This window comes from Cobetia amphilecti (assembly GCF_020217465.1).
GTDB lineage: Bacteria > Pseudomonadota > Gammaproteobacteria > Pseudomonadales > Halomonadaceae > Cobetia > Cobetia amphilecti.
In genome coordinates this window covers 2,187,219-2,201,683 of record NZ_CP084115.1, presented here as the reverse complement: position 1 = coordinate 2,201,683, position 14,465 = coordinate 2,187,219, and the positions used below count along the sequence as shown (strand labels likewise).

12 protein-coding genes are annotated in these 14,465 nt (G+C 61.2%); 5 read left to right on the top strand and 7 right to left on the bottom strand.

What is annotated here, in order from left to right; genetic code table 11:
• Window positions 1-696: 696 nt before the first annotated feature.
• The 4 genes from LCW13_RS09365 to LCW13_RS09350 all read right to left on the bottom strand — a co-directional run bounded on the left by LCW13_RS09365 (window position 697) and on the right by LCW13_RS09350 (window position 4,744).
• Entirely contained in the window at window positions 697-1,773 is a 1,077-nt protein-coding gene (locus tag LCW13_RS09365; protein ID WP_197738652.1) for a hypothetical protein, read from the bottom strand.
• A 213-nt stretch (window positions 1,774-1,986) separates the two neighbouring features.
• On the bottom strand, window positions 1,987-3,009 hold the full coding sequence (locus LCW13_RS09360; protein ID WP_153635862.1) for a patatin-like phospholipase family protein: 1,023 nt from the start codon (window positions 3,007-3,009) through the stop codon (window positions 1,987-1,989).
• 326 nt (window positions 3,010-3,335) lie between these two features.
• A complete protein-coding gene (locus LCW13_RS09355; RefSeq protein ID WP_153635861.1) occupies window positions 3,336-4,190 on the bottom strand; it encodes an SDR family oxidoreductase in 855 nt (284 codons plus the stop codon).
• A 200-nt stretch (window positions 4,191-4,390) separates the two neighbouring features.
• Window positions 4,391-4,744, bottom strand: a complete 354-nt coding sequence (locus LCW13_RS09350) for a hypothetical protein (RefSeq protein ID WP_153635860.1) — start codon at window positions 4,742-4,744, stop codon at window positions 4,391-4,393.
• Between the two features lie 440 nt (window positions 4,745-5,184).
• Here LCW13_RS09350 and LCW13_RS09345 point away from each other — a divergent pair, with 440 nt between their 5' ends.
• Window positions 5,185-5,994, top strand: coding sequence for a spermidine synthase (locus LCW13_RS09345; protein WP_197738651.1), 810 nt, complete (start codon window positions 5,185-5,187; stop codon window positions 5,992-5,994).
• A gap of 229 nt (window positions 5,995-6,223) precedes the next feature.
• On the opposite strand, the gene LCW13_RS09340 is transcribed toward LCW13_RS09345, so the two are convergent.
• Entirely contained in the window at window positions 6,224-6,664 is a 441-nt protein-coding gene (locus tag LCW13_RS09340; RefSeq protein ID WP_153635859.1) for a hemerythrin domain-containing protein, read from the bottom strand.
• Window positions 6,665-6,931: 267 nt separating this feature from the next.
• Between LCW13_RS09340 and LCW13_RS09335 the strand changes: the two genes are divergently transcribed.
• From LCW13_RS09335 to LCW13_RS09320, 4 genes are all read left to right on the top strand, one after another.
• Window positions 6,932-9,370 (top strand): FdhF/YdeP family oxidoreductase, encoded by a 2,439-nt coding sequence (locus tag LCW13_RS09335; RefSeq protein WP_153635858.1) that lies wholly within the window; start codon window positions 6,932-6,934, stop codon window positions 9,368-9,370.
• A gap of 530 nt (window positions 9,371-9,900) precedes the next feature.
• Window positions 9,901-11,163, top strand: a complete 1,263-nt coding sequence (gene codB / locus LCW13_RS09330; RefSeq protein WP_153636878.1) for a cytosine permease — start codon at window positions 9,901-9,903, stop codon at window positions 11,161-11,163.
• A gap of 106 nt (window positions 11,164-11,269) precedes the next feature.
• Entirely contained in the window at window positions 11,270-11,734 is a 465-nt protein-coding gene (locus LCW13_RS09325; RefSeq protein ID WP_318527654.1) for a type II toxin-antitoxin system RelE/ParE family toxin, read from the top strand.
• The gene (locus LCW13_RS09320; RefSeq protein ID WP_153635856.1) at window positions 11,622-11,951 is read left to right on the top strand and encodes a HigA family addiction module antitoxin; all 330 of its coding nucleotides are present in this window, start codon (window positions 11,622-11,624) and stop codon (window positions 11,949-11,951) included. The genes LCW13_RS09325 and LCW13_RS09320 overlap by 113 nt, the downstream gene beginning before the upstream one ends.
• A 144-nt stretch (window positions 11,952-12,095) precedes the next feature.
• Here the strand turns inward: LCW13_RS09320 and LCW13_RS09315 are convergent, their stop codons facing one another.
• Both LCW13_RS09315 and LCW13_RS09310 read right to left on the bottom strand, forming a co-directional pair.
• On the bottom strand, window positions 12,096-13,088 hold the full coding sequence (locus LCW13_RS09315; protein WP_153635855.1) for a DMT family transporter: 993 nt from the start codon (window positions 13,086-13,088) through the stop codon (window positions 12,096-12,098).
• A 161-nt stretch (window positions 13,089-13,249) separates the two neighbouring features.
• Window positions 13,250-14,407, bottom strand: a complete 1,158-nt coding sequence (locus LCW13_RS09310; RefSeq protein ID WP_153635854.1) for a DMT family transporter — start codon at window positions 14,405-14,407, stop codon at window positions 13,250-13,252.
• Between the last annotated feature and the right edge of the window lie 58 nt (window positions 14,408-14,465).

Here is a 14,465-nt window from a genome sequence, read left to right as displayed (position 1 = left end):
CATTCCTGTGTGATTCCTCTGAACAAGCCTTGTCGCTCTTCAATCCGGCTATCCAGGGTCAAGAACGTATTTCTCATCAGGTGATGTTCTGCCACCTGCTAGTCTGACATGTTTTCATGTTAGTTCAGGTTCTGCGATTATTCTAAAGTTTAGCGATTTCCCGCAAGTTCATGGTGGGCGTCTCGAGAGCAGGGGCCACTGAAGCTGGAGTTGGATAGTTGAATTAACGGAAAACCTCTACCGTCAAGAGCAGTCTTCAAGAGTAATCAGAAAGAGCAGCCGCGAGGAGGAGGTCAGGCGAAGTCGCCAAGGGAAGATTGACAGAGGATACGGGGACGGCCTGAGTGAGAGGGTACAGCGGAAAGCAGGGCTGAGAGCAGAAGAGACTCTCATCAGGATGGAATGATCAGGATGGAATAAAGAGGGGAGTCAGGAACGAAACGGGCAGCGGAGTAATTCGCGAAGTGCGGAGGGAGCAGTGGGCGAAACAGCGTGAATCTCAAGCTCCGTGCCTGAAGCTCTGTTTCTCAAGTGCTAGATCTCAAGTGCCATGTCTCAGGTTGTATATCTCAGGTTCCATGTCTCAAGCCCATAGAGATGATCGATAACTGAAAGCCGTGCGCAACCTGCCGAAGAGAGACGGTAAATGCCCTCTGAACCATGCTTCCTGCCTCTGGCCCAGAGGGAGGTGGACTGCTAGCGCATGCGCTCGGTCAGCTTGCGGAATTCCTCGCGCATAGCGCTGTTCTCGAAGCTGGTGGCGACCGGCACCTGCAGTCCGGCGAGGGTGTCGAAGGTCTTGACACCCTGGCGGATCAGGTCGGCGACGTGAGCGCTGAGCTTGACGGTGCGATAGGTATTGGTCGCCACCGCAAGCTCGCGCTGGCTCTTGGTCAGAGAGGTCGTGACGCGGTCGCGCTGCTCGGTGACCAGCGAACGATACAGGTTGATCGTCTTGAGCGTCAGCGTATTGGCGCGGATGTTGTTTTCCAGGCTCTCGCGTGATCCGCCTTGCTTGATCAGCGTGCGCGCTTCTCGCGTGGTGGCCTCGGCTTCGTCGGCGAAGCCTTGCAGTTGCGGCAGTACCTCATCATTCACGCGCGTGATGAAGTCCTGCTGCATGGTCACGATCATGCGGTGAAGCATGACGACCATGCCGTAATAACGACGCGCGTAGTCGAGGTTCTCGCCGCTGTCGCGGGTCAGCTCCGCGAGCTGCTGGGCCACCGACTTGATGCTGGCGAACACTACACTCATGGTCAGCACATCATCGCCGACCACCGAGGACAGCCATACCTGGATCTGGTCTGGCGTCAGGGTGATGCCGATCTCCTCGAGTCGCGCGGCCAGCTTGCCTTCCAGCGTGGTCAGCTCGCCCTGATAGGCGGCGATGTTCTTCTCATGCGCGGCGATCAGCAGATCATAATCGCCGCGCGTACTGGCGGTGAATTCGCGCAGGGTGTCGGTGGGCGTGAGGCGCGTCAGCGTCGAGACATCGGTGTCAGGCGCAAGGATGCGCTTTTCCTTCAACTCGGAAATCTCGCTACGCGACTCGCGTATCTTGTCCTCGACCTGGCGATAGGTGCTGCGCAGTGTCGAGAGTTGCGGGACGTCGAGGGCCTGCATGGCTTCCTCTATCATCTCGTCCATATCGCTGCGCGCCGACGCTTGATCTCGGCTGATCCATGCCTCTTCCGGCAAGGTATCCATTTCATCGAAATAGCTGACCGCCTTCTTCAGGGTGGCGAAGGCTTCCGGCTGGTCAAAGTGCATATCGTCGTCTGACTGCGCTGTAGTGGGTACGAGAATCGCCAGAGATAATGTGAAAGTCACCAGCATTCGCCATGTTGAGGTGGCGGGGCGAATGCGAGTGTCTTGCGGTGTGCCATGTGTCATTGAATGAACTCGGGTCGGCGTGAAGCACGGCAGCGCAGAGTAGCAAAATCGCTGACAGACGTCTCCGAGTGCAATGTGGGGAAGGCTTGCTCAGTGCGGTTGATAGGCTTGCGGCCGGCCGGTGAGAGGATCGATGCGGTCAAGCGAGGGCCCTTGGTAGCGGTCGGTGATCAGGGCCACCACGGCGTCACCATATTGCTCGAACCAGAAATCGCCCATGACCTTCAGATGCTTGATGTTGGTGGTGCTGATGTCGTCCATCGCGTCATCAGGCGCCTTGAGCATCCCCGGTTGCGGGCGCATCTCGGCATTGACGCGGATATAGCTGCCCGGCGGCGAGATGGTGATGGCCTGATAGCCGACCACCTTCTCATCGGAGAGCACGTCGATCAGGCTGCCTTCCAGCACCCACTGTACTGCGCCCCAGTGCTGCGAATCCGGGCCATTGATCTTGCGCGTGCGTGTTCCGGTGCCGATCGACAGCACGCGACGCGGCTCATGCGGCCACAGGCGACAGGCTTCGGCGATGGCGCACATGGTGGGGTTGTTGGCGATGACGCCGCCATCGATCAGCCAGGTCTGCTCGTTGTCCGGCCCGAGCTTCATGTCTCGGGTCGGGAAGTAGGTCGGCGCCGCGCTGGAGGCATCCGCCACCTGCCAGGCCAGCAGCTTGTGATGCTCGCGCTTGCTCGACTTCAGGACATGCGGGCGGCGTCTCTCGATGCCGTAGGTGACGACAAGCACCTGCTTGCCAGCGGGGACATCCCTGAGCTTGGCCTGGCCGAGGTGCTTCTTGAGCATCGTGCTCTTGCCCTTGGCCTCGTACTTGGGTGCATTGATGCCATCGAGTTCGAACCAGCCGCGGTTGTCGGCGAAGATCTGCCTGACGCTGGTCGCGCTGTAGAGCCCATTGATGTCCTCGAGGCTCATGTCGGTGGTCGCCAGCGCCAGCGCGATCAGGCTGCCGGTGCTGGTGCCTGCATAGAAATCGACCTGCTCACGCAGACTGGTACGGTGCTCATTCCTGAGTGTCGCATCGACACGCATCAGAAATTGAGCGGTGGCCGCCCCGCGTATGCCGCCGCCATCCAGAGAAAGAATCAACTTGGACATGCTTGCCTCCTGCAGAGCGGGTAATGCTCAATCCTGTCCACGGCAACGTCTGTGGCTGCTACCAGAATAGAGAGGCCACTGGCTTTCAGCCGACTGAAAAGACTGATAGGGACAGACAGGAGGACCTGATACTTCCAGGGAGAGCAAAGGCGGCTTGAGCGCTGAGCAGGCGCCGAGGTGCAGCGCGTCTTCCATGAACCGTCCCCTATGCAAGAAGGCCACCCGGATCGGGTGGCCTTGCGTTTCCTGCGCGGTTGTTTCTCGCCGCTTGCGGCGGTACTGCTCTCAAGCATCAGGCACAGTGGGAGCCTGAAAAAGCAGGGCGATCAGGTGTTGAGCACGACGCCGCCGTTGAGGTGGATTGTCTGGCCTGTCATGTAGCTTGAATCTTCGCTGGCCAGATAGACGTAGGCCGGGCCCATCTCGCTAGGCTGACCGGGGCGCTCCATCGGTACTTGCTGGCCGAAGTTGGCGACCTTCTCATCCTCGAAGCTGGCGGGGATCAAGGGAGTCCAGACCGGGCCGGGTGCAACCGCATTGACGCGAATGCCGCGGTCCATCAGCGTGCCGGAAAGTGAGCGTACCAGCCCCTGGATGGCGCCCTTGGTGGCGCTGTAATCGATCAGGCTGTCGTTGCCCTTGAAGGCGTTGACGGACGAGGTGGCGATGATGGAGTCGCCTTTGGAAAGATGCGGCACGGCGGCCTTGATCATGTAGAAGTGGCTGAACAGATTGGTCTTGAAGGTGCGCTCGATCTGTTCGTCATCGATCTCGGTGACGTCGTCCCAGTCGTACTGTTCTGCAGCATTGTTGACCAGGATATTCAGCTGACCGAATTCCTCCAGAGCGCCCTCGACAACCTTGCGGCAGAAGGCCGGGTCACCGATATCCCCTGCGATGCGGCGTCCGCGTCTGCCTTCGGCTTCGATCAGACGGATGGTCTCCTGGGCATCGACTTCTTCACTGCCCAGGTGCGTGATCAGACAATCGGCACCCTCGCGTGCGAAGTGCACGGCGGCGGCGCGACCGATACCGCTGTCACCACCGGTGATGACTGCCACCTTGCCCAGAAGTTTGCCGCTGCCCCGATAGCTCTCGCGGATATATTCGGGCTTGGGGTCCATGCGATGTTCATCGCCCGGTTGATAGTTCTGATGCTGTGGGGGCTGTTGCTGAGTCATGCCGTCACCTCCGGTTCGTTGATCGTGAATGCGCTGCTGCGCGTTCAGACGCTGAACGTCTACCCACAGATCTGTGGACGATCGTGGCGGATTAAACCCCCTTAATCATGATTTTCTTGTTTAGCGATATAAAAACGCCCAGCCCCGTGTGAACGGAGCTGGGCGTCAGAATGTCTCGTCATCGGCAAGCCTGACGGTTGTCAGGAGGCGATATCCTCATGCTTGTCTTGCATGGTGGCTGGCGTACTGGCGCCCGCTGCCAAGGCCTGCGCAAGCGGAACACGCGGCTCGCTTTCCTCGGTCTGTTCTATTCCGTGCAGGCTCGGCAAATTGGCAGGATCATGCCCGGGGCCGGTTTCGAGGCTGGGCAATGCCTTGCGAATGATGTTGGCGCACAGGGCACGGTGTGCATGCAGTGTCAGACCTTCCCGTTCGAGGAATTGCAGCAGCCGAGTGGCTGAGACCAACGCCACGATGGGATGGAGATCGCGAAAATGTTCCTCGACCTGGCTGGCACTGATCGTCGCGAGTCGCTCCGGATGGGTATGCGGCATCGAAATATCCTCTTTTCGGGTTCCGATGAGTCGGAATCTTGAGTGATTCTCTAGGTGTCACGCTGCTTCGTCGGTGGTGAGGCTAGCCCATCTGCCGGCGAGACCCACGCGCTTTACATTGCGCGCCAGCCATCAGGCAAGTGACAGTTGCTACTGAGAGTGTTCGTTCTGAGTGTGTCTGGTTTACGACGGTGTTGCGTTCTACAAAAGCTAGTATTAGAGAATTCGCGAATATCTTCCAGCCTTGATGCGCGCATGCTCTCATTTTTCTCGTGCTTTCGCGAAACTTCATGCCTTCGCGCAGGCGGATGCCTGCCATGGGGTTCTGACTGTTAGACTAACGCTCCCCCATGTCGTACAGATGTCCGTCATGTTGAATATAGTCAGGATGGCCACGAAGCCACCTGACAGATGATCATTTTTCCTTCTATGGATGTGCCATGAAACGCTTTGTGCTGCTCGATACCGCGCCGATCCCCGGCACGTCGGATTCGTTGTGCCTGTTCGAGTATGGCGAGGACTTCGTCATCAAGATCGAGAGCGGCAAGGGCGGGCAGCTGATGAACACCCGCATGCATGGCTCGGAAGATGCGCTGGCTGAGATTCCTGCCGGCCTGCTCAAGAGTCGCGGCACGTCGGCGGCGCCACAGCGCGTTCTGATCGGCGGCCTGGGGATGGGCTTCACGCTGGCTGCCGCGCTCAAGCACTTCAAGGCAGATGCCGAGGTGGTCGTCGCCGAGCTGGTACCGGGAGTGGTGGCCTGGAATGACGGCCCGCTGGGGGCCAAGGCGGGCTATCCGATTCGGGACCCGCGCACGACAGTCGAGAATCGCGATGTCGCCGAGATGCTGCGTGAAGCGCCCGGTGGCTTCGATGCCATCATGCTGGATGTGGACAATGGCCCGGAAGGCCTGACTGCGGATGACAACGACTGGCTCTACAGTGCGGAGGGGCTGGCGGTATGCGCCAGGGCGTTGCGCCCGGCCGGCATTCTGGCGGTGTGGTCGGCCACGGCCGATGCGCGTTTCTCGCAGCGCCTGTCGCGGGCCGGTTTCAAGGCCGAGGCGCGTCAGGTCTACGCGCATGGCACCTCGGGAGCCAAGCACACCATCTGGATCGCGCGTTACGTGGGGCGCTCCGAGGCACTTGATGCCAGGCCTAAGGCTGGGAGAGGCAAGGGCAAGCGCTCAGGCAGCCCAAGCAGAAAGTCGGCAGCGAAAGGTACCGCACGGCCATCGCGCCGCAAGTAACCCGAGTGCGTCGTGGCTGATGACGTGATGGATGACTCTTCGCCTCATTCGCTATGACACACGCTGTGAGAGACAGCAGCGCCTTCGCGGCTGGTTGAACGCATGACAAAACGGGCTGGCCACATGATGTGGTCAGCCCGTTTTCGTGTGCGTCATCGGCGCTTATCGATAGCATTCAGCCTGTCACAGCGCCAAGCGCTTTCGACCTGGCTCGATGCTGAATTCTGGCTCAGGCCGCTTCGCGCGCCTTCATGTCCTGATGATATTCCTCGGCGAGGCGCTTCTTGGTGGCGTCATCGAAGACGCGGCCTGCCAGCTGGAAGACTTCCTGCTCTTCCTCATCCAGATGGTGGGTCACCAGGTGCTCGAGCTGCTTGGCTGTGGCCAGCCAGCCCGGCGAGCTGTAGTCGGTCGCCTCGAGCTTCTCGACCAGTTCATCGATCTCATGGTGCTCGGCGACACTGTGACGCGCCTTCTCCTGCGTCATGTCGTGCTCCATCATCGGCATGTAGAGCGCGCGTTCCTCAGCACCGGCGTGATTGGTCAGCGATTCCTTGAGACGCTTGAACAGATCATCGCGCGGCTCGCTGTCACCCTCGGTCTGCAGCAGCATGTCCAGCAGGCGGCGTTGTTCGTCGTGGGTCTCGCGCAGGGCTTCAAATACGGTCATGTTCCAGCTCCTCATCATGTCTGGCGTGTTGAGTGGCAGGTCTGCTTGTGTGCGGTCTTGCTCAAGTGCGATCTTGTTTGTGTCAGGTCTGTACAACTCTGGTGGCGGATCGGCGGAAGTTCAAGTGCGCAACGGCGATCGGCCTTGAAAAAGGCTTGGCGCGAGTCAAGGAAGCAATGGTTACCCTTGAATTCTTTGTTCGGTGGCGTGACCGCAGCGGTGTCTGATCGATGCCAGCCGCCGGCCGCCACCGTCAGGAGCCCCGACATGTCCCAAGACCAGACCACGCCAGTCGATTCCTTCGGCCCCAAGGGGTCCCACGCGCCGGCGTTATCGGCGTCGCTGTCCGGCAGTCAGCTGGACCGGCCGCCGGGCGGTGGCTGGCCGTCGATCAAGGCGGTCGAGAAGTTCATCTGGCAGGAGCATCTACCCATCGAGGGCCATCGCAGCCTGATGAAGATGAACAAGCCCGATGGCTTCTACTGCCCGAGCTGCGCCTGGCCGAATGGTGACAAGCCCAAGGGGGCCAACTTCTGCGAAAACGGTGCCAAGGCGCTGGCGTGGGAGGCGACACGTGAACGAGTCAGTGATGAGCTGTTCGCCAACAATACGCTCAGCGAGTTGCGTGAATGGTCGGATCACCATCTGGAGAAGGAAGGGCGCTTGACGCGCCCCCTGCGCTACAACGCCCAGACGGACCGCTACGAGATCACCAGTTGGGAAGCTGCCTACGCCGAGATTGGCCAACGCCTCAAACGCTATGAGGACCCGAATCAGGTCGAGTTCTACACCTCGGGGCGTACCTCCAACGAGGCGGCGTTCCTGTTTTCCCTGTTCGGGCGCATGTACGGCACCAACAACTTCCCGGACTGCTCGAACATGTGTCACGAGACCACCTCCCGAGCGCTGCCGGAGTCCATCGGCATCGGCAAGGCGACGGTCAATCTCGAGGACTTCAAGCAGGCCGATGCCATCTTCATCTTCGGCCAGAACAGCGGCACCAACAGCCCGCGCATGATGGGGGATCTCCACGAGGCGCGTGGCCGCGGGGCCGAGGTGGTCAGCTTCAACCCGCTGCGCGAGCGGGCGCTGGTCAGCTTTGCCGATCCGCAGTCGCCCAAGGACATGCTGGGCGGCAAGGGTGTCGAGATCAGCAGTCAGTATCATCAGCTGCGCATCGGCGGGGACCTCGCCGCCGTGCAGGCGATGTGCAAGTACGTGATCGAGGCTGACGACGCGCTTCGCGAGTGCAATCCGCATGCGGTGGGCTATCTGGATCATGACTTCATCGCCCAGCATACCCACGGCTTTGATGCCTTCGCCGAGCATTGCCGCAAGCTCGAGTGGCGGGATCTGGTCGCCATGTCCGGCCTGTCACGTGAATCGCTGGAACAGGCGGGGCAAACCTATCTGGAGGCCGAGCGCGTGATCTGCTGCTGGGGCATGGGCATCACCCAGCATGCGCGCGGCGGCGACACCATCCAGCAGATCATCAATCTGTTGCTGCTGCGTGGCAATATCGGCAAGCCCGGCGCGGGCGCCTGCCCGATACGCGGCCATTCCAATGTGCAGGGTGACCGCACCGTCGGCATCGAGAACCTGCCCAATGACGCGATGCTGGATGCCTTCGATCGGGTCTTCGACATCAAGTGCCCGCGCGAGAATGGCCATGATGTCGCCGAATGCTGCGAGGCGATTCTGCGTGGCGAGGTACGGGCCTTCATCGGCATGGGCGGCAACTTCTTCCGTGCGATTCCCGATCAGAAGCGCGTGGTCGAGAAGGTACACGATCTCGACATGACGGTGCATGTCGCCACCAAGCTCAATCGCAGTCACCTGCACCCCGGCAAGCATGGTTGGGTGCTGCCCACGATTGGCCATAGCGAACGTGACCTGCAGGCGGGCGCCGATGGCAAGGGCGCGGAGCAGGTCTCCAGTGCCGAGGACGGTATGTGCAACGTGGCGCCGTCGCGCGGCGTGATGGCACCGGCGGACCCAAGCCTGCACTCCGAGATCGCCATCACCTGTCAGCTGGCCAAGGCGACGTTGCCGCCGCATCCGACCCTGGATTGGGATTGGCTGCAGGCGGATTACGCGCGCATCCGTGATCGCATCGAAGAGGTCTTCCCGCAGATCTTCCCCGACTACAATGCGCGCCTGGCTCAGGGCGGCTTCCATATCCGCATCGCCCCGCGCGAGCGCATCTGGCATACCGACTCGGGGCGTGCCAACTTCCTATTCCCCGAGGGGCTGGGCACGGATGAGGAGGGGCTGAACAAGGTCACCCATGAGACCCTGAACATGGATAGCACCTTCCTGCTCATCACCATGCGCGGTCACGACCAGTTCAATACCACCGTCTACTCCAATGACGACCGCTATCGCGACGTCTATGGCACGCGGATGGTGGTGATGATCAGCCCGCAGGATCTCGAGACGCTGGGCCTGAGCGAGGGTCAGCGCGTGACGCTGGAAACGGTCAGCGAAGACGGCGTCGAGCGCAGCATGGCGGGCTTCAAGCTCAAGGAATACGACATCCCGACCGGCTGTCTGGCAGCGTACTATCCGGAAACCAATGATCTGATTCCGCTGGATCACCGCGATGCGCGCAGCAATACGCCCGCCTCGAAATCGGTGCCGGTCAGACTGCGCCTGATGGACACTGAAGAGGTCAATGCCAGCGAAGGGGTGTTGGCGAGCAGCTGAAGGGCTTCAGCATGAACCGCTGAACAAGGAAAACCTGAAAAAATTTGCATCCTGTACTCGGCGTCAGGTTTCGATGTCAGTGCAGGACGCCTCGAGCCACGCCACGCGCTGCACTGAAAGAGTGCGCCGCGTGGCGTTCTGGTGTCTGGCACTCAAGTTGATGCCAAAGTCTGCGTAATTGAAGGGTTGTGGGTACTGCGCCGGACTAGTCGCGAAATCATTTCTGGAGGCGGTCCTGCGCCCAACCGCGCCTGCTGACAGGCCAGATCCTGACGCCTGTGTCAGCTTCATGAGGCAGACGACGAGCTGGCGTCTTGCACGGTTTGAGGATGGGTGGCGTGAATCTTGCGTGGTGGTAGGGTAGCGACCGCCGCTCTGACCACCACCTTGCGCGCAGGGGGCGGTGGCCGGCGTTCGGGCAGGCTGACACCACCACAAGACTCGACGACTCACGACCGAGCTCCAGGAAGGCACTCATGGCAGAAAACTCCTCACCGCACGCCTCAGACCGCACCTCAGATCAGCAATCGATGACAGGCGAATCCGGCAATGATTATCCCTTGAGCGAAGTGCCCGCTTCGGCACGACGTGGGCTGCTTTCCATCTCGATGGTGCTGCTCGGCTTCACCTTCTTTACCGCCACCATGTGGGCGGGTGGGTCATTGGGTGCCGCGTTCGCGCTCAATGAACTGCTGTGGATCATCGTGATCGGCAATCTGCTGCTCGGTGGTTACGCCGCTGCCCTGGCCTATATCGCCTGCAAGAGTGGTCTGAATTCAGTGCTGATGGGACGGCTGTGCTTTGGCGAGAAGGGCAGTCGCCTGTCTGACTTCGTGCTCGGGTTCACCCAGATCGGCTGGTACGCCTGGGGCACCGCGACCATCGCCATCGTGCTGGTCAAGACACTCGGCTTGCCGGAGTGGTTGACCACGCCGCTGATGATCATCTTCGGTTTTGCCTTCTGTCTGACGGCGATGATCGGCTATCGCGGGCTGGACATGCTCTCGCGCATCGCCGTGCCGGCCATGCTGCTGTTCATCCTGTTCAGTCTCTACACCGGCATGGTCGATGTCGGCGGCGTGGCAGGCCTTGCGTCACTGACGCCGACGGACTCCATGAGCTGGACGGCCGCCATCACCGCGGTGATCGGCACCTTCATCAGCGGTGGCACCCAGGCAACCAATTGGAGCCGCTTCGCGCGTTCGCCGAAGATCGCCGTCATTGCCACCCTGGCGGCCTTCTTCGCTGGCAATGGCCTGATGGTGCTCACCGGCGCGCTCGGCGCGATGATCTACCAGCAAGCCGATATCGTTGACGTGATGATCGCCCAGGGGCTGGTCAGCCTCGCCGTCCTGATGCTGTTCCTCAATATCTGGACCACCCAGGACAACACCATCTACAACTTCGCCATCGCCGGCTGCAATCTGCTGCGCACGCCGCATCGCCAGCGTGTCACTCTGGGCGGCGCGGCCATCGGCACAGTGCTGGCGGTACTCGGCATGTATGAGTGGCTGATTCCGTTCCTGATTCTGCTCGGCACCTTCATTCCGCCGATCGGCGGCGTGATCATGGCCAACTTCTGGCTCGGTCATAAAGGGCAGTATCCGCGCCTCGCCGAGATGCACAAGGTCGATTACCACTGGCCGGGTCTCGCCGCCTACGCCATCGCCTGCCTGTGCGCCTGGAGTTCACCCTTCATGCCGCCGGTCGTGGGTGTCATGGTCGCCTTCGTCGTCTACGGCGGGCTGAGCAAGCTTGCCAAGGTAGAACTGGCCAGCAAGACGGCGGCGTGAGTGGTTGAGCGTCTGGTGTGAAGGGCAGAGGAATATGAAACGCCCAACGAGTCCTGGACTCGTTGGGCGTTTTTCCTGGGGGGTAGCGTCAGGGTAGAACCGCTTGATGCACAACGTGGTTGTGCATAGAATGAGGAAAAAAGGTGCTGCCATGGCGGTGGAATTCAGGGATGTGTGGCTCGAGCGCTTCTATGAGCATGATGTTGGCGACCGCAAGATACCTGCGGCGCTCTCCAGTTCGCTCTACCGAAAGTTGCAGATTCTCGATGCCGCAAGTCAGGAGTCTGATCTGAGGGTTCCACCGGGCAATCGGTTCGAGCATCTGCAGGGCAATCTCGCAGGTTATTGCTCGATTCTTGTCAACAAGCAGTATCGACTCATCTTCCGGTGGGAGGCAGGGGTCGCCCATCAAACACATCTAGACCCGCTGCTTACAAGGGCTAGAGGAGGTAGCAGTGATGAGAAACACCCAGCGGCGCCCGCTGACGGTAGGAGAGATGTTGACGGCAGAGTTTCTGGAGCCGATGAACATCGATATCCGCACCCTGGCCGAGGCGATGGGAGTGCATAGAAATACCCTGAGCCGTATCGTGCATGACAAGGGCACCTTGACGGCACCGATGGCCATCAAGCTGGCGGCTGCGCTAGGCAATACGCCGGAGTTCTGGCTCAACATCCAGCATGCCGTGGAGCTTTGGGATGTGCGACATCGTGCCTACGCGCAGGATGCCAAGGGCGTACGTCGGATAACACCGCAAGTGGATGCCGGCGAGCTTGCCTCGCATTGACGGCGCGCGCTCTTCACGGCGAGTGATTGAGATGGCGTGAGCCCGAGAGCTTATGCCCAGCAATGCAAAGCCCCAGCCTGAATTTCAGGTTGGGGCTTTGTGTTTTTCGTTTCCGGGGCCATCTCGTCGAGCCGCTCGCGTTGATCAGGCGGTTGCTGGCTTCACCTGAATCAGCAGGCAGACCGCGATCAGCGCCATGCCGAGCCAGCCGAGCGGTGCGATATGTTCCCCGACGATGGTGATGGCGAGCAGCGCGGCGACCAGCGGTTCGAACAGGGTGAGCAGGGTGGCCTTGCTGGCGGCAACGGTCTTCAGGCCGTAGCCGAAGGCAATATAGCCAAGGAACATCGGTACCAGCGCCATGTAGAGCGCGACCGATGTGTTGCCGGGGGTGGCGAACAGGCGCGGGTCGGCCATCAGCATGCTGAGACCCAGGCCGGCGATCAGCGCGATACCGGCGACGCCGAACAGGCTGCTCATGGCAGCGCGGGCGTGGGTGCCTTGGTCCATCATGCGCCGGGCGATCAGCGAATAGGCGGCGTAGGTCGTGCCGGCAATGATACCCAGCACGATACCGCCCAGACGTTGCCAGTCAGCATCAGGCACGCCCCCTGACCCTGTCACCATCGGGTCGCCGCTGGCGCTGACGGTGGCAAGTTCCCCGCCATGAGTGGCCGTTTCGCCCATCGCCATCATCGCCACACCGGCAATGCCCAGCGCGAGGCTGATATACCAGCTCAGAGTGAGTTGGTGGTGGCCGAACAGGCGCTCCAGAATCGCCGCGGCCAGTGGCGCAGTGGCGATGGTGATCACCGTGCCGATGGCGACGCCGGCCAGATTCATCGAGGAGTAGAAGGCCAGCGGGTAGATGACGACACACACGGCGCCGAGCAATACCCAGCGCTTCTGCGCCATCAAAAGGCCTAGGCAGCCCATGATATTGGGCCGTGCGATCACTGCCTGAAGCAGGCCGCCGACGCCCATGGCGAAGGCGCCGGTCGCCAGCGGGCTGACATCCTGATTGAAGTGGGCCGCCGTGCCGGTGGTGCCCCACAGCAGCGCGGCAAACAGGACGGCCAGGCTTCCCATGTCGGTCGACCTTGCAGACCCGGCGATATCGGAGCGTGTGGTTGTCATGGTGATGTCCTTGCGTGTATTGCCAATCCCTTGGCCGTTTTCAGTCGCCGCATGAGCGCTGGCGAAAGTGTGCTGGAACCACTTTCGAGCAGTTGAGTTGCCGCGCCGGCTGGCTGCCGCTCAGTGCGCACTGTGACTTGCCCTCAATTTCATCAATGCCGTCAGGCGTCATGACGCTGCCATGGGTCCGATCCTTGCTCCGACCCTTGCTTGGCATCGCGGCCATGCTCGGTATCGCTCCACGGATCATGCTCACCCCAGTGGGCAGTGTCGCCGTGTGTCTCAGCTAGCGCGTCGCAGGCCGTGTCGGGCGTCGTCCAGGCCGCGAGGTCTGCCTGCGGGCTGGCCATCGGTGCCTGCGTTGCCTGCGGACGCAATTGCAGCATCAGGCAGGTCATGATCAGCACCATGCCGATGGCGCCCATCAGCGTGAACTGCTCGCCGACCACGATGACGGCCAACAGGCCCGCCACCAGCGGCTCGAACATGGTCAGAACCGTCACCCGGCTGATGGGCACGCTGGCGAGCCCGCGCCCGAAGATGAGGCTGGCCAGCAGCATCGGGATCAGTGCCATGTAGATGGCGACCGCCGAATTCACCGGCGTGGCAAACAGACGTGGATCGAGGAGCAGGCAGCTGATGGCCAGGCCGATCAACAGCAGGACGCCGGCACAGCCGAACATCGCCCCCATGGCCGCACGGCGATGCACGCCCAGCAGCATCATGCGTCTGGCAAGCAGCGAATAGGTGGCGTAGCTGGCGCCGGCCAGCACGCCCAGCCCGATACCGATAAGCTTGTGGCTCTCGCTGGCAACGCCGCTGGCAGTGGCGTTTGCCGCCGTGTCTGCCAGGCGTGTCTCGCCCATGGCCATCAACCCCACGCCGGCCATGCCCAGCATCAGCGCCGTGTACCAGCGCGCACTGACGCGCTTGCGATCCAGCACATATTCCAGCACCGCTGCCGCTAACGGCGCCGTGGCGATGGTGATCACGGTGCCCATCGCGACGCCGGTGTATTCCATGGCCGAATAGAAGGCCAGTGGGTAGACGATGATGAACAGCGCCGCCCACAGCACGAGATGCTTGTGGACCAGCAGGGCGGCCAGCTCCTCATGGAGGATTCGTCGCGACAGCACGGCCTGCAGAATGCCGCCAAAGCCCATGGCGAAGGCGCCGGTGGCCAACGGGCTGACATCCTGATTGAAGTGGGCGGCGGTGCCGGTCGTGCCCCATAGCAGGGCGGCCGTGAGGACGGAAAGATTGCCGATCTGGCGTTCCAGCGCTGGGCGGAAGGGCGTCCGGGAGAAGGAGTGCTGCATGGTGGATGGCTCGCAATGAAGTGTATCTCGGTGTGCACGAGATTACGCGGCATCGCGA

Excerpts from the sequence above, each read along its gene's own strand:
- LCW13_RS09345 (WP_197738651.1), top strand. The coding sequence starts at position 5,185 with ATGAAACGCTTTGTGCTGCTCGATACCGCGCCGATCCCCGGCACGTCG.
- LCW13_RS09315 (WP_153635855.1), bottom strand. The coding sequence starts at position 13,088 with ATGACAACCACACGCTCCGATATCGCCGGGTCTGCAAGGTCGACCGAC.
- codB (WP_153636878.1), top strand. The coding sequence starts at position 9,901 with ATGACAGGCGAATCCGGCAATGATTATCCCTTGAGCGAAGTGCCCGCT.
- LCW13_RS09325 (WP_318527654.1), top strand. The coding sequence starts at position 11,270 with ATGCACAACGTGGTTGTGCATAGAATGAGGAAAAAAGGTGCTGCCATG.
- LCW13_RS09310 (WP_153635854.1), bottom strand. The coding sequence starts at position 14,407 with ATGCAGCACTCCTTCTCCCGGACGCCCTTCCGCCCAGCGCTGGAACGC.
- LCW13_RS09355 (WP_153635861.1), bottom strand. The coding sequence starts at position 4,190 with ATGACTCAGCAACAGCCCCCACAGCATCAGAACTATCAACCGGGCGAT.
- LCW13_RS09320 (WP_153635856.1), top strand. The coding sequence starts at position 11,622 with ATGAGAAACACCCAGCGGCGCCCGCTGACGGTAGGAGAGATGTTGACG.
- LCW13_RS09365 (WP_197738652.1), bottom strand. The coding sequence starts at position 1,773 with ATGCACTTTGACCAGCCGGAAGCCTTCGCCACCCTGAAGAAGGCGGTC.
- LCW13_RS09350 (WP_153635860.1), bottom strand. The coding sequence starts at position 4,744 with ATGCCGCATACCCATCCGGAGCGACTCGCGACGATCAGTGCCAGCCAG.
- LCW13_RS09340 (WP_153635859.1), bottom strand. The coding sequence starts at position 6,664 with ATGACCGTATTTGAAGCCCTGCGCGAGACCCACGACGAACAACGCCGC.
- LCW13_RS09335 (WP_153635858.1), top strand. The coding sequence starts at position 6,932 with ATGTCCCAAGACCAGACCACGCCAGTCGATTCCTTCGGCCCCAAGGGG.
- LCW13_RS09360 (WP_153635862.1), bottom strand. The coding sequence starts at position 3,009 with ATGTCCAAGTTGATTCTTTCTCTGGATGGCGGCGGCATACGCGGGGCG.